Genomic DNA, 21,804 nt, shown 5'->3' on the forward strand with positions numbered 1-21,804 from the left:
TCTGCTATACTGAGTCTCAGGTGGACAACCACCTCGCAAGACTCAGAAAACGATAACGAAGATGTTTTCCTGAGACAACTCAGCGAGTACTTACAATGTAAGTATTCTCGCGACAACTCAAAGGAGGCAATCCCATGAAAAACCCACAAAAAACTTGGTACAAAAAATTAGTCGTTACGGCATTGTCCGTATCTATAGGATTATCAGCAGCTGCAGCAGGTGTACCAGGTAAAGCAGAAGCCGCTACGTCAACTACAGCCGCAAACGCTACAGCGCTTACAGCATCTGCAACTTCGACTTCAAGAGGCAGCCAAGTTATTTCCATCGGTAAACGATATTTAGGAACACCTTATCAATTCGGTGCTACAGCAGGACAAACACGTAACTTTGACTGTTCTTCCTTTACCCAATATGTATTCAAAAAAGTAGGCGTAAACCTGCCGCGCACATCACAACAACAAGCCCGTGTAGGTAAGTATGTATCCCGCAGCAACCTGCGCGTAGGTGATTTGGTCTTCTTCTCGATCCCAGGCAAGCCTGGCGTTATTCACCATGTTGCCATCTATATGGGCAATAACAAAATCCTTCAAACCTACGGCGCAGGCGGGGTACGTATTACCGATATCCATAGCGGAACGTGGTCTTCCCGTTATATGACAGCACGTCGCGTGTTGTAGTAGGCAGCTTTTCTTCCTTTGCTTTTCTATCAATACTATTAACTCTAGCAAAATGTATGAGAGTCCGATTAGATGGAATTAACCATCTAATCGGGCTCTTTTTTCGTGAAATAACCAAATAAATGAATTTCCTATTCGTGATTGGGGGGCGGTGGTGGATTGGATTCAGGATTCGCGGTTCACGGTCGGGGTCGGGTTGAGTTGGGCCTTGTTCAGGTTCAGAAAAAAACAAAAACACCCCCCTCAGCCAATGGCCCGAGGGGGAGGGGATGTATGACGCTGACCCTAGTAACGAATGTACGCCTCATGATAGCTCTCCTTCAAACCACGCTTACGCACCTTGATTTCCAGTAATCTCATCTTATAGCTTGCATTTGCTGATCTCGGCAGCACCAGGGTTGGGAGCTTCACGATCTGATTTTTGCCGCTCTTGAAGCCCGTCAACTTAATTTGGTTTGATTTAACAAACACTTGGAGCGCTCTAGGATCCTCATCTTTGGCGATTTTCACCTTGATGATGACATGCTCATGTGTCTCAAAAATCTCTGTACCAATGGAACCAGAGGAAGAAATGCTGGCATCCATGCCCGGCATCGCTTTTTTCAGCATGTCCTGTACATATCCTTCAGCCCACGTCATATTATCTAGAAAGGTCTGCCCTTTTTCGGCGAACGGCAGCTTTTGTCCAAGAAACTTCTCAACCTGTTCCCACTTCAGCCAAGGATGTCGATTAAATCCGCTCAAGCCCATCACCTCATTTTACTAACAGTATATGTGCCTACCTCCCGATGTGACACCCTCCCGAAAATTCAGAGCACCTCTAGGCGGATACCTCATATACTGTAGGTGTGATTACGCAAGGGGGACGGATTATGCCAGCTATCGTCGGGAATGTGAAAATTATTAGTGTCGGCTCCAGCTCTGTCGTCCATTTCGGCGATTCCTTCATCATCTCACCGAACAGTTCCTCCAAAACGTTTGCCGGAGCAGGTTCATTTAACACAGGAGATTTTCCTCGTGTTTATAATACCTACAGTACGACGGTTACGAACGATTCCGACTTTATTGATGCGAATGCGAGCGGTAATATCCTCTGACAATCGTCAGACCAGAGCGAGGTGTTCAACCGAAATGAACTGGACCATTCATCAAACGATCATGATTCAGCAATTAAAAGTGAACTCGGTCTCCAACTCTTCTGTTCTCCAGATTGGCACGGCCGGATCGATTCGATCGTTGTCTAATCTGTACAATACTGGCGGCTTTATGGAGCCAGCTCCCGAGCTTGGAACTAGTGAAGTCAATCCTGTTGCACTTGTTCCTCTGCCGCGAGCCACGTGATCCGAACGAATCTTATTTACGCGCTTCTAGATTAGCCAGGCTTAGGAAGGTGACCTGAAGAGCTCAGGAATCCGGAAGGAGGTGCTTATCCGAATGAATAACACGATCACGTGGCAGCAATGGGCCCAGCAGCTCTCCGCCTATGTCGAAATGCAGAAACAGCGTATCGATAAGTTAGAGCAAACCGTAAGCAAGCTGCAGACTGATCTGAAGGCCATGAAGGATGAGAAGCGAATTCACATTGATAAAATTGAATATAACTTTGACCAACTGAAGGTTGAAAAGCTAGACGGTACGCTCACAATCGGAATCAGCCCCAGCGCACTAGATCAGATTGAGGATTTCAGCGTGAACGGTAATTCACTGAACAAAGAGGACAAAGGTGGCGGTCTGGGCGCCGGTGATATGAATCCTTTTTATCAAGGTGGACAACATCAGGGTATTGGGCCAAATGCGGGGAACAGTGGGGGCCAAGAGATGAGGCGTGGAAGTGGAACAGCCGCACGGCAAGGGAAAGACATACAAGCGGATGTTACTAGCGGCATTGAACAGTATTTACAGTTCGGTGTTCAGGCCGATATCAACCATCTTGAACATAAATATCAGCATGCACTCGACGAGGATTACAAAGATTTGATTATCGATGATATTCGCAAGCAACTAGAAACCCGTATTCAGCATTATGTGAATCAATACCGCGGCGTTGGGTTCAAAGAACCGTTGGAAGCTGTAACTACCAGCATTATGGACAAAACGAAGCAGGACATTGTTACAGCGATTGAAACTTACATATCCAGTTTACCCAAATAAACGGTCGTTCTTGGACTGTGCCGTTTATCATTTTCTAGGAAAGAAGGGAAAGCATTGTTTAATTTGCATGTAGAAAATAAACAAATATGTGTCGGCGACGTTCGGATTGTCGGGGTATCCAGTGCTTCCATCTTCCTGATTGGCGATACGGAGGTCATCTCCTTATCTTCGATGTTCGACACGCCGCCCGAATCTGTTATCATCGCGCCATTCGTTCCACTTCCTTCGGAGGGATAACCTATGGCACGCCTATCGATTGTTGGCAATATCTATATGAATAGCTTAGGCTCATCAAGCACGATGCATGTGGGGGATAATGTCTACACCGCACTGCAGAACAGAGTCTTTGCTGTTCAACGCGAAGTGCCTATTTATAATGGGAATGAGGGCAGCTTTGCGGCGTATCCGTTTTTCCAGCGGCCTTTTCCAATCCCTCAGCCTCCCGAACCCTTCACAATGTGTGTGGATAACTTAGGGAGCTATATTACCGTTCGAAACATACGCATTATTGGCATAGCGGCCTCCTCCCTCTTTCAAATTGGCAGCAATCGCGTCAACAGATCGGAAACACGTATCAAAAATATTCGTCAATTCGTGACTGATAAACCGGGACCCAAGGAACAAACCACCTTCCTCTTTACAGGTACAGATGACGCCAACGGTGATGTCCCCCCTAAACCAGCAACGTCCGCTGAGCCTAAACCGCCTCGCATCGTGTTCGTCACACAGCAGCAAACGTCTACATAGCTCTAGATCGAACCCTAGCGGAGAGTAGCTGCTCCAACAAAAGCACACCAAAGAGCCCGTCCCCCAACAAGGGGGCGGGCTCTGTCTAAACCTGCCAGCTCACTTCGTGAGCAGCGGTTGGGCGCGGCTTAGCAGCGCCGCCATCTGACCGCGCGTCAAGGACTCGCTCGGGTGGAACGTGCCATCCTCGAAGCCGTCGACAAGGCCCCTGCTGCTCATCGCAGCAATGGCCTCTGCCGACCAGCTGCCTGCTGGCACGTCAGTGAACTTCCTCGCCTCGCCGCTAGCCGCCGAGGTCAGCTTTAACGCGCGGGAGAGCAGCACACTCATCTGCTCCCGCGTCATGCTTTGATCGGGCGCGAAGCGATCACTGCTGATGCCTTGCATCAGCCCGTTCTGCTGAGCGATCCTGATATCCTGCGACGCCCAGTGGGTCGCAGGCACATCACTGAACGTAGCGCTGCCACCGGCCGCTACGTTGCTCAGACCGAGCGCGCGTACGATAATCGTCGCGGCTTGCGCTCGTGTGAGCGCCGCGTCAGGCGCGAATTGGTCTTCGGCTGTGCCGACCATCCAGCCGCGGTTCGCGGCGTTCAGGACATCTTCCTGCGCCCAGTGCTTTTGCATATCCGTGAAGTAGAAACCATCGGCCCACAGCTGATAATACGTCCATGTATTGTCAGCCTCTTGATTGAGACTCCAGCTTCCGGTCCCTTTTAATTGATATTTGCTTACTAGCTTCAGCTTAGCTTTCATGGATTGTTCATTGTCATACCAAACGGTATAGTTACCTAGGGCTAATTCGTTGCCATTCACACTTGCTTTCGCATCCGCTGATTGAATGGTGAACGTAGCAACAGCGGATTGACTAGCCTCGTCGTAACGTACCTTGCCTCCATACAAATTAACCAGCCCTTGAACGTCTTTGGCAGGTATCCCTGCTCCATTCGAGGCAGGATCCTGATTCCAATATCGTCCGTATAACGGCATGCCAAGCAAGATTTTATTCGCAGGAGCTTGGGTTAGCGCATATTGAATGGATTTTTCGACAAAGGGTAAACTAGCAACAGGGCCTGGGGTAGGATCGCCTGGATAGCTCTCATCGTAGGACATTACCATCAAATAATCACTAACAGCAGCTAGTGCTTGATAGTCATATAGGCCGATCCAGCTCGCCGTATCTCCTGTTGGATTGGCCGCTACAGCGACGGATACCTCTATCGTACTCGGCAGCTGTTCACGCAGCTTTTTAGCGAAATCTGTATACTTGTCGCGGTAGGCAGCACCTACATTTTCGATATCCAATTGAAAGCCATCGAGACCATTGGACTTGATACTTTCAACAACTTGTTTAACTAACGTCTCTCGGCCATCAATTGCTTTTTCACCCAGCACTCTATCGAAATCATTGCTTAGAAAAGGGACAACCTTCTTCCCTTGTTTGTGCATTTCTGCTATGAATGCAGCTTGAAGGTCGGACACGTCCAGACTACCATCATCCTTGATATGATAATAGCTCGGCGACACGACATCTAGCGTATCTCCGCTTTTATTCACTTGTGAGGTATAGGTGCTCGGAGCTCCAGAGAACAAGTAAGACATATTAAATTTCCCTTGAGCTGCAGTAGCTTCTGCTAGAACCTCATTCTTTGGCATCAACGTTACCTGTCCCAACGCACCGACAACGACTAGGGTAACGACAAGTTTTCTCCAACCACTTTTCATCTTGTCTCATCCCCTATTCTCACTTCTATCATCCTAGAAAACTACCAAAATCGCTACGAGTAAATACTGGAGAGCAGAAAAAAACCGTGACGTAGAGCGATTAAGCTCTTGCGCAACGGTTTTATTTATCATGGTTATAAAATTGATAGTGATTTCGGCCCTTACCCTTCACTTGGTACAAGGCGATATCTACTTCTTTCATCATTTGGGCTGCGTCCGTTAGATCGGAGTGATACATCGTTATGCCCATGCTGACTGTTGATCGAAAAGCTTGCCCTTGTACATCCCAGTCCTGCTCGACACATGCTATAATCCTCTGTGCAATGCCTTCGACATGCTCCGCGCAACCCACAGCTGGTAATAATATCGTAAACTCGTCTCCTCCCATTCGGGCGAATATATCAATTTCTCGCAGACAGCCCTGAATCCGACTAGCAAACTCCTGCAAGAACGCATCTCCAATATCGTGGCCCATGGTGTCATTAATCATTTTAAAATCATCTATATCTATATAGAGTAAAGCAAAAGCACGCTCTGTTCGTTTGGCTTGTTGCAACAACTGTTGCAAATGCTCCTTAAATAGTCGGCGGTTAGGCAATCCTGTCAGTGGATCATGGAAAGCCATCGCAACGAGTCGAGTCTCATGATTTTTGCGAAACGTAATGTCCTGAAGGGCAAAAGCAATTTCAATGAGTTCTCCCTTTTCATCACAAAGCGGGATCGCTGTGCACTCCACCCAAAGGTTAGCCTCATTCGCTCCACTCGCTCGAAATTCTAGTTTACTGCTCGTATTCGTTTGCAAGGTATGCATAAACAATTTATACACATCTACGCGATACTCCGAATCAATCGCCTCAATGATTTGCCCAATATGTTCGGGTACATAGCCAAGAATCTCATGGAACCTGTTAGAAACATAGATTAAATTTCCCTGGGCATCTAACTGGCAATACAAATCCCATGCCTGCTCAATAATCTGACGTGCGAGCGAATCTTTCTGCAACTTTGAATGTTTAATAAAATCTGAATCCATGTGCTTATGCATAGCCTCTGTCGCCCCCTCTTATGCTTAACATAGAGACTCTGGTAGCTTAGCATGATTACATAAAGATTATATAAAATCATTCTTAAGTTTAAATCAAAGAATAGTCGGAAATTAGCATTTGCTGTCGATTTACATTTGCACATGGACATTCTTTCACCCTACTTTGTACCTAATTACCCCTCACAAAATACTAGTTCACACTCTATGTCAAGAAAAGGATAGAAATTACTAGGAGAATCGTTCTATAATATAGGTAATATCTGTATGAGTCGAGAGAGGGAACACCCTTCTTACTTTGGGAGCTGTTTCATTACTGAGGGGGATTTCAAGCATGGCAGGAGAAACAATCTTAGTCGTAGATGACGAGCAAGAAATTGTCCAGTTAATTCAACTCTACTTGGCGCGTGAAGGCTACAACGTAATCAGTGCCAATAATGGACAAGATGTGTTTGGAATTGTGAGAGAACATCGGCCTGATCTTATTATTCTGGATATTCTGCTGCCAGGACTTGATGGTATAGAAGTGTGTCGACAGCTTCGCAAAACGAGCAATACACCCATTCTCTTCATTTCGTGTAAAAGTGAAGACATTGACATCATTCTGGGTCTAAGCATGGGTGGCGATGATTATATGACGAAGCCGTTCAGTCCTAGCCAGCTCGTAGCACGTGTCAAAGCTCTTCTTCGCCGGAACTCGATCCGAGAGCAGCATCAGGATGATCCTCAACTGGTCAAATTCCCTGGGCTGGAAATCGATCTCGTAAGCCATATCGTAAGAGCAAATGGGCAAACAATCTCTCTTTCTGCCAAGGAATTTGATTTACTTTCCCTTATGGCCAAAACACCAAATCGCGTTTATAAAATCGAGCACCTGTTTGAGCTCATCTGGAGCTTAGACAGTATGGGCGATCCACGTACACTTATTGTACATATCAGCAATCTACGTAAGAAAATTGAAGTTAATCCAGCTGAGCCTCGCTACATCATTACCGTAAGAGGTGTTGGCTATAAATTTAATGGCTCTGCTGTTTAAATTTAGTGATGGAGCCAATCAGCGATAAGTTGCTGAAGAGGTACCGCAGCCGCTGCGATAACAAGTGCTGGCAGCATGTTCGCTACGTTGATCTTTTTTATTTGCAAAATATTGATACCTACACCGAAGACTAGGACGCCGCCTACCGCGGTTATCTGAACGATCATCGCATCCAGCGACGCTTGGCTGAACGCCAGAGCGATCCCTGTAGCAAGCAATGCGATCGTTCCTTGCATCACGAAAACAGATGCCGCGGAGAAAACAACACCAATCCCCAAGGTCGATGCGAAGATGATAGATAAGAACCCATCGAGTAACGACTTGGTATATAAAATATCGTGATTATGCCGCAGGCCGCCATCCAAGGGGCCCAATATCGCCATGGCGCCGATGCAATACACGAGCGTACAGGTGACGAAGCCTTCCGAAATGCTGGTTGTTGCGGAAGGATGAGCTTTCGACTGGTTATTCATCTTGGCCTGCAGCCAGTCGCCAAGTTTAGTGAGATTGGCTTCTATCCGCATCAGTTCTCCGATAATACCGCCAAGCACGATACTCATGATAACGATCACAATTTGATCGGATTTGAGTGCCATTGTAATACCAAGCACAGTAATTGCAAGCCCTAGGCCCTGCATGACTGTGTTTTTTAACCTTTCTGAGATGTGGGGCAGCAGCATGCCTAGTAATCCTCCGATAATAATGGCCACTGCATTCACGATCGTCCCCCATAAAGCCATGCCTTTCATTCCCCTTTGCGTTCAATCTATAATGACCTTCTCATTCTACATGATTCCCCTCATAATTTCCTGCGACGTTGGAGATGGTAAGGATAAGCAACGGGAAAGGAGGCATGGTGGAATGTCGAAAGACAAAACAATGGATCCCATGACAGGTGATACGGTCGAAACCGACGGTATTTATGCCAATGAGGCTGGGCAAGAGGTCACGCTTAAGCGAGGTGATGAGTTTCCCGCCGATCTTGTTCTAGGGCGCAGCACATATGAATTACAAGGGTTTGCCGATGAGGCGGAAATTGATCACGATCAGTCCGAGCTTAACCCTATGCGTAAGCGTGTAGATGCACGAACTTAAGCTTTACTGAACATGTGTCTATTCACGGACGCGCATTTAACCAGATTGATGCAAAGGGAAACCGAGCAGCCGCTATGGCTTCTCGGTTTTTTGCTCATCTATGCTATACTAAGGGGAATATCATGGTTAATTTTGCCCTGGGGGATACGGATATGACACGCATTATGATAATCACAGGCGGTACACTAGGAGATTGGGTTCTAGGCGAAATTCGGACGGATGATATCCTTGTCGGCTCCGATCGGGGGGCGCTATTTCTCATTCAAAATGGCTTTAAACCCCATATTTCGATGGGGGATTTTGATTCGGTCACAACGGAAGAGCTTGCCCTTATTCGAGCTTCAAGCAAAGAATTCATCGATTGCGATCCCATCTACAAGGATTTGACGGATACGGAGATGGCTTTTAACTGGGCACTCGCTCACAACCCAAGCCAGATCCTGCTTGTCGGCGCACTAGGCACGCGGTTCGATCACTCACTGGCCAATGTACATTTGCTCCGCACGGGCATGGCGCAAGGGATTCCCTGTGCGATTATGGATGCAAACAATCTCATCATGGTGATCGATCAAACAACACACGTGAGACGAGGACCGTACACACATATTTCGCTGCTTCCGCTCAGCTTGGAGGTCAAGGGTATCACGCTGCATGGTTTCCAATATCCTCTTCATCAAGCGACACTTGAAATCGGGATGTCGCTCGGGATCAGTAATGTTCTCCTTGAGCCAGAGGGTCTCATCGAGCTATCGTCAGGCTTATTGCTAGTGATACAGAGCAAGGACTAGGCAGAGGTATCCCTAGTTGTAAAGTGCTCTCTGAGAAGCTGTATAAAAAGGCGCTGCGTCGTAGAAACGTAGTCTTGTTTACTATTTTGCAATATGCCAATGGTAATATTCGGATTTATCATAGGGAATCGTATCGAAACCACATCTTGCGATATTCGTGTTGAGGAAAGTACAACCCCAATTGACGGTAGGCTTTGAACACAGGCTGGTATCCCTGAAATTTGGCTCACTGTATACTTAAATGGTTGTGACGGTAAGTGATCCAGCTCTTTTTCCAAACGCATATGATACAAACAACTGGCTCCGCCGATGAAAAGCGGATTCTTTACTAAGTCCTCTGGCGTAAGCTCGCTTTTCGTTGCTAGCGGATGGTCTCTAGCTACAATGAACGAAATGTGCTCCTCATACAACGGTTCAAAGCGCAGGTTAGTCGCCGCAACGGGCTCCCCGCTGACAGCAAAATCGATGCGATTTGCCATTAACTCCTGCGCAAGCAGCTCCGTATTTCCCGTCGAAAAGTGACAAGCCACCCTCGGTTTCAAGGTACTGAATAGGGAAAGAATAGCGGGTAGCGCATCCAGCATAACTGGCTCGATGACCCCAATATTCAGCGTGCCGATTTCTTCTTTTTCCAATGCCTTCGCCCGGTCAGCTACGTAATTCCAATGCTTAATCAGTTCATCCACTTCTTCTGCGTAAATTCGACCAGATGGCGTTAGAACGGCATCCCAGCCTCGCTTAAAAAGCTTTATACCCAACTCCTTTTCAAGTCTCTGCACCTGATTCGTAACCGTAGATTGTGCGTAATTCAGCTTAGCTGCTGCCTTTGTGAAGGATCCCTCTTGGATAATGGTCCGAAAGGTAAGGAGCTCTTTGAGGTCCAAACGCGCTCAACTCCATCGATAAAATTGAATTTTATTATTACTATTTTCAATTATATCAATGGATATAATTCATGTACAATCAGGATAATCCAGTGTGAGGAGTGATGAGCACTATGCCCTTCGTTCGTGTTAGCTATGTAGAAAATCAATATACGGATGCGGAATTACCTGTGATCAGTGCGTGTATCCAGGATGCTTTCATTGCCCATTTCCATGTTCCTGAGGATGATTATTTTCAGGTTTTTCATGCGCATCGCAAAAGTGAGTTTTATTACGATCCCCATTATCTGAATGTCACTAGGACGGATCGTTTGCTCTATATCCACATTTCATTAGCATCGGGAAGAAGCACCGAGCAAAAACGTCAGTTCTACCAGTGGCTAACTGCGCACATTTCCACGCAATGTCAGATAAGTGAAGATGATATTTTCATCGTTCTGCATGAGACAGAAAGAGAGGATTGGAGCTTTGGGAGAGGGCTTGCCCAAATGATATAAGCCCGTCTGAACCCGTCTTATTGATCAAACTGAAGGAAGAAGGGATTTGTGTGAGCCATCCGCCTATTACATCGACTATTAGAGAGACGATTGGGGAGCTTGCTCCGAACTTTGTTCGTTATACGGAAGAGACGCTTTTCGGTGATGTATGGCGAAGTGAAGCTTTATCGTTAAGAGATCGGAGCCTGATTACCGTAGCAGCTTTAGTTGCTGGTGAGCATACGAAACAACTGCCCTACCATCTTACCCTTGCGAAGGAAAATGGATTATCAGAAGCCGAATTGTTCGAGGTCATGACACATCTTGCTTTCTATGTTGGTTGGCCGCGTACTGCTTCTGCAATCCAGGTAGGTAAAGAGGTTTTCCGTCCATGGGAATGACGTGCATTCGACAAATTACATAAAAATTTGGAAATTCGACACTCTCTTTTCTCCATAAGCCAGCTAACTCTGTTACAATAAAGGATAGGCTAGACATTTATTGAGATATTGAGGTCGTTTACGCATGCCCCCAGTCCAAGAAAACCTTGTGAGAAATCTTCTTCCTACCAAACTACCTTCTGTTATCACACTTTTTGCATCTCAGCACGTACTTACGACCCGTGAAGCCGAAATTATTAGTCTTATCGCTTTACGCGGTTATAGTAACAAAGAAATCGCAGATTATTGCTTTATCAGTGAGAAGACTGTCAAAGTACACATCGAGAAAATCATGGATAAGGTCGGAACACGGTCGATGCGTAAGCTCTTATCCGCGATTATTAGCACCGACGCTTACCCTTCATAATGAAAAGAAGACAACGCCAGCTGCCTAGCAGTTGGCGTTGTCTTCTTAGATAGAGCGCTCCAGCTACATCGCGGCGGCGAGCTTTTGCACAAACTGCTCCAAATACTGCTGGTCGATGGCATCGAATCGGCTGAGGATCGGGCTGTCGATATCCAGCACGCCGATAAACTCGTCACCCGCAATAAGCGGGATTACGATCTCCGATTGCGAAGCTGCATCGCAGGCGATATGTCCGGGAAATGCGTGGACATCAGGAACCAGCACGGTTTCCCTGCGGTCCGCAGACGTACCGCAAACCCCTTTGCCGAAAGGGATCCGCACGCAAGCGGGCAATCCCTGAAAAGGTCCCAACACGAGCTCCTTCCGTTCGAGCTGCTCATCTACTAAGTAGAAGCCTACCCAGTTCACGTTCTCCAGAAATTGCCCCAGCAACGCAGACGCGTTCGCCAAATTAGCAACGCGGTTCGGTTCGTCATGTATCAAAGCTTCAACTTGCCCAATTAGCAAGGTATATTGTTCTTCTCTCGTTCCACTATAGTTCGATTTGGCAAACATCTGTCATCATCCTCTTCTGTCCAGTCTATCTTCTATCATACCAAATGAATGGCTTCCCGCCAAAAAATGAAAGGACAATCGGCTGATTCAGCCGACTGTCCTAGTTAGATCTCTATTTTACTCTTTTACGAATGAATGATGGAGAACACGATCGTTTTGCCCATCCGACTCCAGCCGCGTTTCCACTGAATAGTTGCCAATTTGCGTCGTAGACGTTTCGAGTACGCCCTTCGCTACTGCACTTTCGCAAGCGTCCGTGAACTGACGATAAAAGATATCCGCGTCATACCCGAACAGGAAATCCGTGAATTTACGAATGCTTTCCGTATTGCAAAAAGCTTGTTTTCCACTTCCGCTCGCCATTTGGGAACTTATCTGTGAAGGCTAACAGAACAATTTTCACAAATTGGTCTGCGGTAACGGTCTCATTCGGACGGAAGGTTCCGTCTGGGAAGCCATCCAGCAATCCCTGTTGCACCATTTGAGCAATCGTCTGCTCCGCCCAGTGTCCCCCAATGTCCTTGAATCCCGCCGCTTCACTTCTATTTTGCAGGCTACCTATCGTTAATAGGCAACCGATTGTCGCAATCGTCAGCCATTTATTCCATCGTTTCATCGCCATTTTCTCCATTTTTATCCAAATTTTCGGCATTGATTTCTACCATTCTCTAGGATAAACTTTCTACTTGTCTTTGAAAACATGCTGAAAAGCCCATTCATCCAAGCAGGACAAGCTCCCTTACTGGGACTATAGCCGTATGAAATACCAAAAAGACCCTGCCCCCTACTAGGTAGAAAGCAAGATCCTCTATCTCGAACGATGATTACACTTTTCTTTTCACGCCTGCTACCGCTTTGGCAGAGTTGTAATAACGCATCCAGTCAACGATGTACATCATTTTAGCAAGGTAATCTGGTGCACTTCCTTGTAAATGACTGTACTGCTCTTCTTGTAGCAGTTGGTGCAGCTCATACCCCTTCGTAAAAAGGGTCTTAGTGAATGCTTCTTCCGTTTGGGGCTTGTAGAGATCTGTTCCTCGGGAGAGTTCAATTTCCTCAATTATTGTGCCGCGATAGTAAGGGTAAACGTTCACCTGCAGGCCCATATCCATGTAAGCTAAACCTGTATATTCAAAAGGAAGCCAAATTAAATTCGTCTTCTTGTCTTCTAGCTTCACGGTGTACACTAAACCTAAGTTTAGGGCAATCGGCTGCGGATAATTGCTTATTTGACCGGATCGCAAATGATCTGCTATATGCTCAACGAAATTCATGATGTTCTTCCTCTCCGAAGGATCTAGTCCTTCCTTCATATTGCGTGCTAAAGCGCTTCGTTGTCAAGCTAGTCCGCATACGTTCCTCTTCTACCTTATCTCCGTTTGGCAACGTTTCCGTTTCTACTTCTACTGTTCTCTTTTCGAGGTGCAATTTCCTGCCAATGACGACCTAGGTCATGAGGAATACCCGCATTCAAATATTGGCATGAACAGATAAATGAAGGAATACGCTCTGATGAGGCATAAATGGCCGGCAGCGTACGAATGATCTGAGGAAAAGTTTTTATTGGGGAGATGAACTTTTCACGACTTCATGCGTCTATATAAGAGAGGTGAGAGAATTGGAGACGACCGGTGTCCATGTATTTGATTATTTGAAGTACATCGCAGAAACAACAGATCAGAAGGTCATCCTTCGCAATTTGATGGAGACCTACGGGAATGATGTGTGGAATTACGCATTTAGCATTTGTCGCAATAAAGATGCAGCCGACGACATTGCACAGGATGCTTTCTTAAAAGTATATCGCAATCTGACGACCTTCCGTGGCGAAGCTGCGGTTAAAACCTGGTTGCTTACGATAACTCGCAATACCGCTTACGATTATTTGCGCAAAGCATTTTGGCGCAAGGTGACCCTTGTCGGTTTCGTCCAATCGGGAGGAACCTCCCATTCGGCAGAAACAGAAGCGGTTGAGAATTTATACGCAAGTGAGATTTGGCAAAAAGTGATGTCCTTATCCGCTAAATATAGAGAAATTCTAATTCTGCATGCGCATTATCAAATGACCACCAAGGAAATGGCTGCTATCTTAGCCATCTCGGAAGGAACGGTTAAATCCAGGCTTCACCACGCCAGACTTAAGGTTCTTAGTCTGAAGGAGCGTGAAGCTCTTGAAAACTCCTGAACCGGATGACCTCCAGAAGCAATTGGAAGAAGGACCCCTTGGGCAGAAGGGGTTCACTTCCAAACTTCAGCATGACATCGAGGAAACGATTCGAAACAAGGAGCGAAACAAGTCTAAAGTAAAGCCTATTCTCTGTGTCGCTGGTTTGGGTACTGTTCTGGCTGTCGTTCTTCTTTTCCCATGGCACACCATGCATACGCAAAGTGAAGCGGCAGCTCTCGAAGGGAAATTGATGACGGTGTCAACCGTCTCCACGCCCCCTCCGGCTCCCATCAGTACGGCACTGCTAATTGGACTTCGGACGGAGCACGAGCCTGCCAAAAGCGGCCCAGGGCGCGTCCTGTCACCACTTCGTTACAGTACTTATCGGACAATGCTCATAGCTCCCGTTCGCGGACAATTGCAGAAAACCTCCGAAGGAACAGGCATTTTGATGCCGTATAAGCAAAATTTCTGGAAAATTGACTCCCTCACACAGACCACGAGTACGGGGGAGTCGCATTATTTATCAGCTCATTTGGCTGATCAGCCTGCCAAACTGGAACGCTTCGCAACACCAGAGGATCAGGAGTTTAATCGTGTTGAAACACTGTTGTTTGCAGGCAACCAGTATGTTTCCATTGCTGAGTCCGAGGAAGCTTGGAACGGGAATGCCTCTTACCATGCGGATCGCATCTGGGTGCGTACACTCCCACAGTTGAAGGAAGCGCGCACCATGCAGTTCAACAAAAAGCCAGTGGACAAGAATCATGTATCCATTATGGATGTCTATGGCACAAGTATGACTAGTGAGCTTACTGCTATTTCGAACCTTAGTGATGGCCCTCTCGGAGAGATTTCAGGGCAAAGCTGGACGGTGCAGCGTGAGCCAGGCAAGTGGGTTGGCAAAGTCGCTGAAACAGCTAAGGCTGGAGCAACGCGACCTGATTATTACGTGCTTCGCAATTTCCCTCGCGAGCTGCCGGATAAAGTCGTTAATCACGACGATATCTGCTGTTCCTGGAGCAATATCAAATCCTCGTGGCCGCAAGCCACGGATGCATTAACCTCGCCGATGAACGATATGCTGGTCATCTTCGAGGAGGGTAAGCTCAAATTCTACTCCTACGGTCAGGCACCCGGAAGCGAGCCTCAGCTTACCTTAGATTTGCAGCCTGGGGAACAGCTCGTCATGGCGCAATGGGCCACCGATCACTACGTTCAGGAGTGGATCGATAAGGTGGATCGGTATTTGTCGCCTGAGGCTGGGATCGTTAGCGCTGCCGCTTTGAAGCCCGTAGGGCAAGAGAATGTAGCAACTCGATAGAACCTCAAATATAAGAAGAACATGTAAAACCCGCTTCCATGACAGCACAACAAAACCCGCTTTGTCCTCTTGGACTAGCGGGTTTTGTTGTGGTTGCGAGCTTGTTGGTGTTACCAACCTTTGCGATCTCGCAAACTCGTGATGTGAGCAATATGATGATTGCCATGCCACGCATAGTTACCTACATTCCAATCTAGTCTTATCGTATTGCCCGACTCTGGATGAACGAAGGCACGCGCAAACTGATCATGCTGCATATCGCGTAAAAGGATCATCCACCGGCCGTGCAGTGCATCTAGCAATGCTAGCGACAGCTCTACAGGCGCAGACTTCCCATCGCTAAGCTCTGCCCAGCGATCCTCGTAATATGGCCGAATCGTCGGCTCGTCTTCGGTCAGCGCCAATTTGAACCGTGTGTAGCTGTTCATATGGCTGTCTGCGACGTGATGCACCACCTGGCGCAGCGTCCACCCTCCAGGACGATAAGGCGTGTCCAGCTGCTCATCCGAGAGCCCAGTGACTGCATCACGCAGTCTGCTTGGCGTTGACTCGATGTCAGCCATCCACTGACGGAGCTGTGATTCCGACACTTCACCTTCGTGTTCAAACAATCCGATTGGGAAACGCCATGTATCCATATGACCAACCTCCTTTGCTCCTATTATAACCAAGGTTGATTAGGCTGGCGAGAAGTATGCCTTGTATGCATCCGTAAATCCCTGAACAAAACGGGGATCCCACTGGGTCCCCTTCCCCTCCGCGAGAATGGCCATGGCCTTCTCGATAGCCATTCCCTTCCGATACGGACGATCGGACGTCATCGCATCGAACGCATCCGCTACCGCGATGATGCGGCCAAACACTGGGATATCCTGGCCCTTCAGGCCATCCGGATAACCAGCGCCATCATAGCGCTCATGATGCGAGCGCACGCCTGGAAGCAAGGGAGCCATCGCTTCAGCGGGCTCAATCTGCTTCAAAATCGATTCACCCAGATCCGGGTGACGCTTGATTTGCTCGAATTCTTCATCGGTTAATCGGCCATCCTTTAGCAGAACCGCATCGCGAACGCCGATTTTGCCGATATCGTGCAGCAGCGCTGTTTTGTTCAACCAATCGAGCTCCTGTTCGCTCAGATTAACCGCTCGCCCAATCATCAAGGAATACTTGGCGACGCGCGTCGAATGCCCTGCCGTGTACGCATCCCGAGCATCAAGAGCCGCAGCTAGCGTAGCGTAGTAGCTCTGCAGGAGCTGGTTGTTCATTTTTTCGCGGGCATCCAGCCCCTTCACCATATGGTTAAAGCCAGCAATCAATCGGGAAAACTCATCCGAGTATAAGTCGGAGGCTCTTACTTGGAGATCACCAGACTGAACTTGCTTCATCACGCTATGTAAATCTTCAATTGGCTGTTGAATATCCCTTGCCAGCATGCGTGCACCTAAGGAGGAGAAGCCAACGCCCAGCAAAAGAATAATCGCCGCCCATTTCCAATAATCAGCGATCAACTCGGAAGAATCCACGCTTGTGCTCAATCGAATTTGTGTTGCTAAGCTAAAAAGAAATAGCGGCATCGTGCCGATCAGAAATGCACTAAGCTGAAACTTCCGCTGAATCGAAACGATAACGCGTCCATCCAAGGAGACGTCTTCGCCATAAATTCGCTGTCCCAACTCGCGGATATGTATCAACATAGGCCGAATGGCTTGCGCCGTCGTGAAAAATTCAAGCAACGCATGCATACTCGCTATAAGTATGGCACCTATGCCAGCAAGTCCGATATATAAAGGAGGAAGCGTCAACCAGCCCCACGCAATCCCTAAGCTTGCCATGGTCACAGCAGGAATAGATAGCCCCAAAAAGTGCGGCCCCATGATCCGCATGACCGACAGGGCAGGAAAACGATGCGTCTGTAGATACGCCGCTCGGATAGTCGCCAGCTCAGGCGTTTCCTGCCCCATCATTTCGCGAATTGGCCTAATGTGTCTCCGAAAAACGAGAAACTCCGCTAACATCATCACACATAACGAAGAGATCATGATGAAAAAAACACGTACCAACTCAACGTTGGAAATCGAAAGTGTCGTGGATATAATAACCCCACCAACAACAAGAACAGCGATACTAGAACCCATCATATAATTTCGTAAAAGATCACGTAGAAATTTCCTATATATCCCCATGCTACTCCTCGTCTCTATCAAAACTATCCTCACACTGCGAAGTAGACTCGCATCACCTCTATTGTATCGTAATCTGACAATTTTCGCTTGATATCTCTACTAGATTTACTAGCCTATTGGCTGCTCTGCCAAAAAGAAAAAGCCACACTCTACAATTGAGAGTGTGGCCTTTTGGAGTAACGTGTCCGCCGATCTGGGAGGCGATGTGTAAGGCCTTTTTTGGGTCTTACGGTAGCCGGGAGCAGCGCGACGAGGCTGTACCGCCCTTTTTTGGGCGTTACCTCACAAAAACCATCTAGCCCTCTCACGCGTGCGCCAATTCCTACCCTTCCCGCTTTAACGTCGGGTCCGCTTCCGCGCCTAAGAACGCGCGTGCCAAGTCGGTCACGCTTTTGCCTGTGAGCGTCTGGGTGATTTCCGGTACCTGTGCGATCATCTTAGCAATATCACCGGTAATGCGGTTCACACCGGACGTCGAGCCGTCCTGTGAGATCACGGTGATTTTGTCCACGTTGCTCAGCGGTGCCGCAATTTTCTCCGCAAGCTCCGGCAGGATGCGGAGAATTTCCACCGTTACCGCCGCTTGCGTGTACTGCTTGTAGGCTTCGGCCTTCTTCTCCAGCGCCTCCGCTTCCGCAAGCCCCGCTAGGCGCACGACCTCGGCGTTCGCCTTCCCTTTGGCGAGCTCCGCTTCCGCCGTGGCTTCGCCGCGCTTTCTCGTCGACTCCGCGTCCGCCTCGGCTTCAAGAATTTGTCGCTGCTTGTTCACCTCGGCGCGCATAATGGCTGCCAGTTTCTCCGCTTCCGCCGGTTTAATCACAGAAGCCTCGAGCTCCTTCTGCTTCAGCTCGACCTCGATCTGGCGAACGGTTTTGTTCGCCTCCGCTTCCATTTGACGGATACGTACCTGTTCCGTCACGAGCAACTGCTGAATTTGCTTTTGCTTCAATTCATAAGCCAAATCAGCTTCCGCCTGACGACTCGTCGTCTCCTGCTTAAACTCGGCCTCCTTCATGCTGAGCTCCTTACGGTATTGTGCCTCCTTCGCTGACGCGGCGCTCTCCGCTTCAATCATTAATTGATGCGCTTCCGCCTTACGAATAGCCGACTCCTTCTCCGTATCCGCTTGGCGAATGAGGATATCCCGCTCTACCTCAGCTCTAGCAATGCTAGCGCTTTTGCGAATTCGCTCTACCTCTGGCACACCGAGGTTCTCGATGTAGCCCTGATCGTCCGCCACGCGTTTGAGCACGAAGGAAATGAGGTTGAGTCCCATTTTATCCAAATCCTCTGAACACGTTTCCCTCATCTTGCTATTGAGCTCATCCGGATTCTTGAGAATGGACTCTACTGTCAATTGCCCAACTAACCCCCGTAAATGCCCTTCTACGGAATGTAAAATCATCGTCTCCCGCTCCGCCATCGTATGGTCGAGGAATTGCTCGGAAGCGGTTGCGATCGCGATGGGATCACTTTGGATTTTGATCTGCGCGACTGCTTCGATCTTAAGACGAATCCCTTGCTGAGAGAACATCGGCTGCTCAGGCTTCACATCGAAACTCATGAGCATCATAGAAATTGTTTTAGAGCTCTGAAAGCCGGGGATCACGAACGTCCCTCCGCCTTGTACCACTCTTTTGCCCCCCAAGCCATACACGATCATCGCTTCATTCGGCGGCACCTTCTTATACGCTTTCACAATCGAAGCCAGTAAGATAAAAACAACAATAACAATAGCTACTACCATATACAGCACAGTCCACATACCTGTATTACCTCCTAGATTCACACTTCGCGTTGAACTCGGACCTACAATTCACTAAATTCCGTCACCGTTGCCACACCTTTGCTCATGTTCAAAATGACAACCTTCGTCCCTTTCGCCATGGACTCACCGTTCTCCGAACGAACACTAATCGAGCGCGTGGTTCCTTGGAGCACATACACCATTTCGCCCATGCCCTCGCCGTTTATCGGGACCGTAAGCTTCCCCAACTGACCGCTGAGCTCGAAATCGCTCTCCTTCATGCTGTCATCGTGCTTATAAATCACCTTGGCGTACAAAAGGAAGAAGAGCCATGCCATGACAAATCCGGCAGCCACCGCAAGAAGCAAAATGAGCAGCGCACTCGTCATACCGACCTTGTTTAGCACATAGCCCATGCCGCCGAACACCGTCACCCCCGCGAGCAGCGAAGACATATTGAACATAGATGGACCGCCGTGCCCATGCCCGTGTCCATGCGCACCACCCGCATCTCCATGCAGCTCGAAGCTATCCACACCGAAGAGTGTGATGAGCAATGTCAGTACGAGGCCTACAAAAAAACAAACCATAAACAACGTCATCATCGGCTTTACCTCCCACATAAATATAGACGAATTTGGGAATAAAAGGTTTCGTTTCAGAAAATTTAGGAGTTGTTGGCGCATCCTTCTCATTTTACTTGCGTATAATCATTCGATGACTTATCGTTAATTCTATTAAATCGAAGGAGTAGATTATCCCATGTACACAAAAAAATGGACTTGGCTAATTTCAGCAGCAATGGTAATCATGATGTTGATGCTAACAGGTTGTCAATCAATACAAGGCTTAGAACTCGCGAAAGCCATTCAGAATGATGCGAACGTGACGTCCTCCGAGTCAAAAGGCCTACTTCAGCTTGAGCTCGTTCCTGGCGATGCCTCAAAGCTAACAGCAGAAGAAAAAGCAGCACTTGCTGCCCTGCAGAACGTGAAGGTTGAGCTTGCCGTAAAAACACAGGATAGCCAGCATCTATCAGTAGACGGCACGATTATTTACAGCAAAGGCACGATTCCTTTCAAAGTAGCTACAGAAGGAACGAAGATTAATCTCAGCATTGACGGCGCGAAAAAGCCGATTGTTATTGATCTTCTAGGCGGCGCAAATATTTCTTTCTTAAAACTATTACCTAAGGCGATTCAAGAACAATTCGGCAACAAAATTCTTGAGATTAAACCAGCACTCATTGGACTTATATTAGGAAATACCCCTGATCCAGATTCTCTTACAATTTCCCCTGTAACGGATAAAGTGAATGGCGAATCGCTCTCATTGCAAAAAGCACATGTGGAGCTTAACGGCACTGAATTGGCCTCTCTCCTGCAAAAGCTGCTAGCGAACGTTCTTGCGGATGAAAAAGGCTTGAAAGAAGTGCTTAGCCAGTTGTATGATGCCCTTTCACCTGTGATCCAAGAACAAATTAAAGGTGGAGATACAAGCCTTACGCTGCAAATTCTTTCGAACAAAGATCTTGCTCTTAGCGTGGTATACTCCCCTATTCACGATTTCCTAGCAGGACTAGCAGATTCCTTAGATACAACAACGGGTATGTTTAGCACTAACTCTTCCCTTCAGGCAGATGTCTACATCGATGGTGATAAACAAGTCCGTAAGCAAAGCTTAGCGTTGAACCTCCCGCTTACAGACTCGAAAATTGGTGCTTCAGCGGTTAAGGTTTCCTTTGTAAATGAGGTATGGAATCTAAATAAGCCTGTTACTGCTAGCACAATCAATACGTCTGGTGCACTTCAACTAAGCCTGGATGCTACGGCGATCTTTAAGCTTCTTGCTAACCAAGATAAGCAGTCCACGTTGTACAAAATGCTTAAAGATGATTTGAAAGTAACGAAAAAAGATATTAATATGGCTACCAACGGCTCGGGCGGAACGGAAGATGCACCTCAGCCATTTATTAAAAGTAATGGCATCATTGGCATAACGATGGTACCTGTTCGCTTTGTTTCTGAGCAACTTGGTGCTGAAGTTGGTTGGAACGGGGATCTACGACAAGTTACGATTACGGATTATTTAACTGGGAAGACACTCCTCCTGACTTTAGATAGCACAACCGCAAGCGCAAACGGAGTTTCTGTTGATCTAGAGATGGCAGCAACGCTTTCCAACAACTCTACTTTTGTACCTCTTCGCTTCATTGCCGAGCAGCTTGGCTGCAAAGTCTCCTTCAATGATGACACCCGTGTCGTCACTATTCACCGAGACTAAGAAAGAAAAAAGAAGCGCATGGGCGATCACCCTTTTCGCACGGCTGAATAGTCTAGTAATGAACCTAGGCAAAAAGCCTGCTGCACGACGCAGTCGCACGAGAAGGAGTGAACGTTT

General features: G+C 47.7%; 28 protein-coding genes. 15 read left to right on the forward strand and 13 right to left on the reverse strand.

What is annotated here, in order from left to right; all coding sequences use genetic code 11:
* Positions 1 to 134 precede the first annotated feature (134 nt).
* Entirely contained in the window at positions 135 to 677 is a 543-nt protein-coding gene (locus tag AC58P7_RS28480) for a C40 family peptidase (RefSeq protein WP_497349053.1), read from the forward strand.
* Between the two features lie 285 nt (positions 678 to 962).
* Here the strand turns inward: AC58P7_RS28480 and AC58P7_RS28485 are convergent, their stop codons facing one another.
* Entirely contained in the window at positions 963 to 1,421 is a 459-nt protein-coding gene (locus AC58P7_RS28485) for an Hsp20/alpha crystallin family protein (protein ID WP_497349055.1), read from the reverse strand.
* A 128-nt stretch (positions 1,422 to 1,549) separates the two neighbouring features.
* Between AC58P7_RS28485 and AC58P7_RS28490 the strand changes: the two genes are divergently transcribed.
* The 5 genes from AC58P7_RS28490 (at position 1,550) to AC58P7_RS28510 (ending at position 3,575) form a co-directional block, all read left to right on the forward strand.
* Entirely contained in the window at positions 1,550 to 1,774 is a 225-nt protein-coding gene (locus tag AC58P7_RS28490; protein ID WP_497349057.1) for a spore germination protein, read from the forward strand.
* 34 nt (positions 1,775 to 1,808) lie between these two features.
* Positions 1,809 to 2,018 (forward strand): spore germination protein GerPB, encoded by a 210-nt coding sequence (locus AC58P7_RS28495; protein ID WP_497349059.1) that lies wholly within the window; start codon positions 1,809 to 1,811, stop codon positions 2,016 to 2,018.
* 93 nt (positions 2,019 to 2,111) lie between these two features.
* Entirely contained in the window at positions 2,112 to 2,828 is a 717-nt protein-coding gene (gene gerPC, locus AC58P7_RS28500) for a spore germination protein GerPC (protein ID WP_497349061.1), read from the forward strand.
* Between the two features lie 54 nt (positions 2,829 to 2,882).
* Positions 2,883 to 3,065 carry a spore germination protein GerPD gene (locus tag AC58P7_RS28505; protein WP_497349063.1) on the forward strand — a complete coding sequence of 61 codons (183 nt, stop codon included), beginning with the start codon at positions 2,883 to 2,885 and terminating at the stop codon, positions 3,063 to 3,065.
* 3 nt (positions 3,066 to 3,068) lie between these two features.
* Positions 3,069 to 3,575, forward strand: a complete 507-nt coding sequence (locus tag AC58P7_RS28510) for a spore germination protein GerPE (RefSeq protein WP_497349065.1) — start codon at positions 3,069 to 3,071, stop codon at positions 3,573 to 3,575.
* 99 nt (positions 3,576 to 3,674) lie between these two features.
* Here AC58P7_RS28510 and AC58P7_RS28515 read toward each other — a convergent pair whose 3' ends face one another.
* Both AC58P7_RS28515 and AC58P7_RS28520 read right to left on the reverse strand, forming a co-directional pair.
* Positions 3,675 to 5,300, reverse strand: coding sequence for an S-layer homology domain-containing protein (locus tag AC58P7_RS28515; RefSeq protein WP_497349067.1), 1,626 nt, complete (start codon positions 5,298 to 5,300; stop codon positions 3,675 to 3,677).
* Positions 5,301 to 5,421: 121 nt separating this feature from the next.
* A complete protein-coding gene (locus tag AC58P7_RS28520) occupies positions 5,422 to 6,345 on the reverse strand; it encodes a diguanylate cyclase domain-containing protein (protein WP_497349069.1) in 924 nt (307 codons plus the stop codon).
* Between the two features lie 331 nt (positions 6,346 to 6,676).
* On the opposite strand from AC58P7_RS28520, the gene AC58P7_RS28525 reads away from it, so the two are divergent.
* On the forward strand, positions 6,677 to 7,378 hold the full coding sequence (locus AC58P7_RS28525) for a response regulator (RefSeq protein WP_497349071.1): 702 nt from the start codon (positions 6,677 to 6,679) through the stop codon (positions 7,376 to 7,378).
* A 2-nt stretch (positions 7,379 to 7,380) separates the two neighbouring features.
* Here the strand turns inward: AC58P7_RS28525 and AC58P7_RS28530 are convergent, their stop codons facing one another.
* A complete protein-coding gene (locus tag AC58P7_RS28530; protein ID WP_497349073.1) occupies positions 7,381 to 8,118 on the reverse strand; it encodes a DUF554 domain-containing protein in 738 nt (245 codons plus the stop codon).
* Positions 8,119 to 8,239: 121 nt separating this feature from the next.
* On the opposite strand from AC58P7_RS28530, the gene AC58P7_RS28535 reads away from it, so the two are divergent.
* The gene (locus AC58P7_RS28535) at positions 8,240 to 8,473 is read left to right on the forward strand and encodes a hypothetical protein (protein WP_477589110.1); all 234 of its coding nucleotides are present in this window, start codon (positions 8,240 to 8,242) and stop codon (positions 8,471 to 8,473) included.
* Positions 8,474 to 8,595: 122 nt separating this feature from the next.
* Positions 8,596 to 9,261, forward strand: coding sequence for a thiamine diphosphokinase (locus AC58P7_RS28540; protein WP_497349075.1), 666 nt, complete (start codon positions 8,596 to 8,598; stop codon positions 9,259 to 9,261).
* Here AC58P7_RS28540 and AC58P7_RS28545 read toward each other — a convergent pair.
* Positions 9,258 to 10,145 (reverse strand): LysR family transcriptional regulator, encoded by an 888-nt coding sequence (locus tag AC58P7_RS28545; RefSeq protein ID WP_497349077.1) that lies wholly within the window; start codon positions 10,143 to 10,145, stop codon positions 9,258 to 9,260. The genes AC58P7_RS28540 and AC58P7_RS28545 overlap by 4 nt on opposite strands.
* A 113-nt stretch (positions 10,146 to 10,258) precedes the next feature.
* Between AC58P7_RS28545 and AC58P7_RS28550 the strand changes: the two genes are divergently transcribed.
* The 3 genes from AC58P7_RS28550 to AC58P7_RS28560 all read left to right on the forward strand — a co-directional run bounded on the left by AC58P7_RS28550 (position 10,259) and on the right by AC58P7_RS28560 (position 11,428).
* Entirely contained in the window at positions 10,259 to 10,642 is a 384-nt protein-coding gene (locus AC58P7_RS28550) for a tautomerase family protein (RefSeq protein ID WP_497349079.1), read from the forward strand.
* A gap of 50 nt (positions 10,643 to 10,692) precedes the next feature.
* The gene (locus tag AC58P7_RS28555) at positions 10,693 to 11,022 is read left to right on the forward strand and encodes a carboxymuconolactone decarboxylase family protein (protein WP_497349081.1); all 330 of its coding nucleotides are present in this window, start codon (positions 10,693 to 10,695) and stop codon (positions 11,020 to 11,022) included.
* Positions 11,023 to 11,170: 148 nt separating this feature from the next.
* Entirely contained in the window at positions 11,171 to 11,428 is a 258-nt protein-coding gene (locus tag AC58P7_RS28560; RefSeq protein WP_497349083.1) for a response regulator transcription factor, read from the forward strand.
* A 63-nt stretch (positions 11,429 to 11,491) separates the two neighbouring features.
* On the opposite strand, the gene AC58P7_RS28565 is transcribed toward AC58P7_RS28560, so the two are convergent.
* The 4 genes from AC58P7_RS28565 to AC58P7_RS28580 form a co-directional block, all read right to left on the reverse strand.
* Positions 11,492 to 11,983: a GAF domain-containing protein gene (locus tag AC58P7_RS28565; RefSeq protein WP_497349085.1), complete on the reverse strand. Its 492-nt coding sequence runs from the start codon at positions 11,981 to 11,983 to the stop codon at positions 11,492 to 11,494.
* A 117-nt stretch (positions 11,984 to 12,100) separates the two neighbouring features.
* On the reverse strand, positions 12,101 to 12,346 hold the full coding sequence (locus AC58P7_RS28570) for a hypothetical protein (protein WP_497349169.1): 246 nt from the start codon (positions 12,344 to 12,346) through the stop codon (positions 12,101 to 12,103).
* Positions 12,294 to 12,599: an S-layer homology domain-containing protein gene (locus AC58P7_RS28575; RefSeq protein ID WP_497349087.1), complete on the reverse strand. Its 306-nt coding sequence runs from the start codon at positions 12,597 to 12,599 to the stop codon at positions 12,294 to 12,296. Before AC58P7_RS28575 ends, AC58P7_RS28570 begins: the two co-directional genes overlap by 53 nt.
* A gap of 208 nt (positions 12,600 to 12,807) precedes the next feature.
* Complete coding sequence (locus AC58P7_RS28580) at positions 12,808 to 13,257, reverse strand: hypothetical protein (RefSeq protein WP_497349089.1); 450 nt, start codon at positions 13,255 to 13,257, stop codon at positions 12,808 to 12,810.
* Positions 13,258 to 13,601: 344 nt separating this feature from the next.
* On the opposite strand from AC58P7_RS28580, the gene AC58P7_RS28585 reads away from it, so the two are divergent.
* Both AC58P7_RS28585 and AC58P7_RS28590 read left to right on the forward strand, forming a co-directional pair.
* The gene (locus AC58P7_RS28585) at positions 13,602 to 14,168 is read left to right on the forward strand and encodes an RNA polymerase sigma factor (protein WP_497349091.1); all 567 of its coding nucleotides are present in this window, start codon (positions 13,602 to 13,604) and stop codon (positions 14,166 to 14,168) included.
* A complete protein-coding gene (locus AC58P7_RS28590; RefSeq protein WP_497349093.1) occupies positions 14,155 to 15,474 on the forward strand; it encodes a hypothetical protein in 1,320 nt (439 codons plus the stop codon). Before AC58P7_RS28585 ends, AC58P7_RS28590 begins: the two co-directional genes overlap by 14 nt.
* A gap of 110 nt (positions 15,475 to 15,584) precedes the next feature.
* Here AC58P7_RS28590 and AC58P7_RS28595 read toward each other — a convergent pair whose 3' ends face one another.
* From AC58P7_RS28595 to AC58P7_RS28610, 4 genes are all read right to left on the reverse strand, one after another.
* Complete coding sequence (locus AC58P7_RS28595; protein ID WP_497349095.1) at positions 15,585 to 16,112, reverse strand: YfiT family bacillithiol transferase; 528 nt, start codon at positions 16,110 to 16,112, stop codon at positions 15,585 to 15,587.
* Between the two features lie 39 nt (positions 16,113 to 16,151).
* On the reverse strand, positions 16,152 to 17,657 hold the full coding sequence (locus tag AC58P7_RS28600; RefSeq protein WP_497349097.1) for an HD domain-containing phosphohydrolase: 1,506 nt from the start codon (positions 17,655 to 17,657) through the stop codon (positions 16,152 to 16,154).
* Positions 17,658 to 17,979: 322 nt separating this feature from the next.
* On the reverse strand, positions 17,980 to 19,422 hold the full coding sequence (locus AC58P7_RS28605) for a flotillin family protein (RefSeq protein WP_497349099.1): 1,443 nt from the start codon (positions 19,420 to 19,422) through the stop codon (positions 17,980 to 17,982).
* Positions 19,423 to 19,466: 44 nt separating this feature from the next.
* On the reverse strand, positions 19,467 to 20,009 hold the full coding sequence (locus AC58P7_RS28610; protein WP_497349101.1) for an NfeD family membrane protein: 543 nt from the start codon (positions 20,007 to 20,009) through the stop codon (positions 19,467 to 19,469).
* A 157-nt stretch (positions 20,010 to 20,166) separates the two neighbouring features.
* On the opposite strand from AC58P7_RS28610, the gene AC58P7_RS28615 reads away from it, so the two are divergent.
* Positions 20,167 to 21,687, forward strand: coding sequence for a copper amine oxidase N-terminal domain-containing protein (locus AC58P7_RS28615; RefSeq protein ID WP_497349103.1), 1,521 nt, complete (start codon positions 20,167 to 20,169; stop codon positions 21,685 to 21,687).
* Positions 21,688 to 21,804 lie beyond the last annotated feature (117 nt).

Source organism: Paenibacillus sp. J22FR5 (assembly GCF_059691975.1).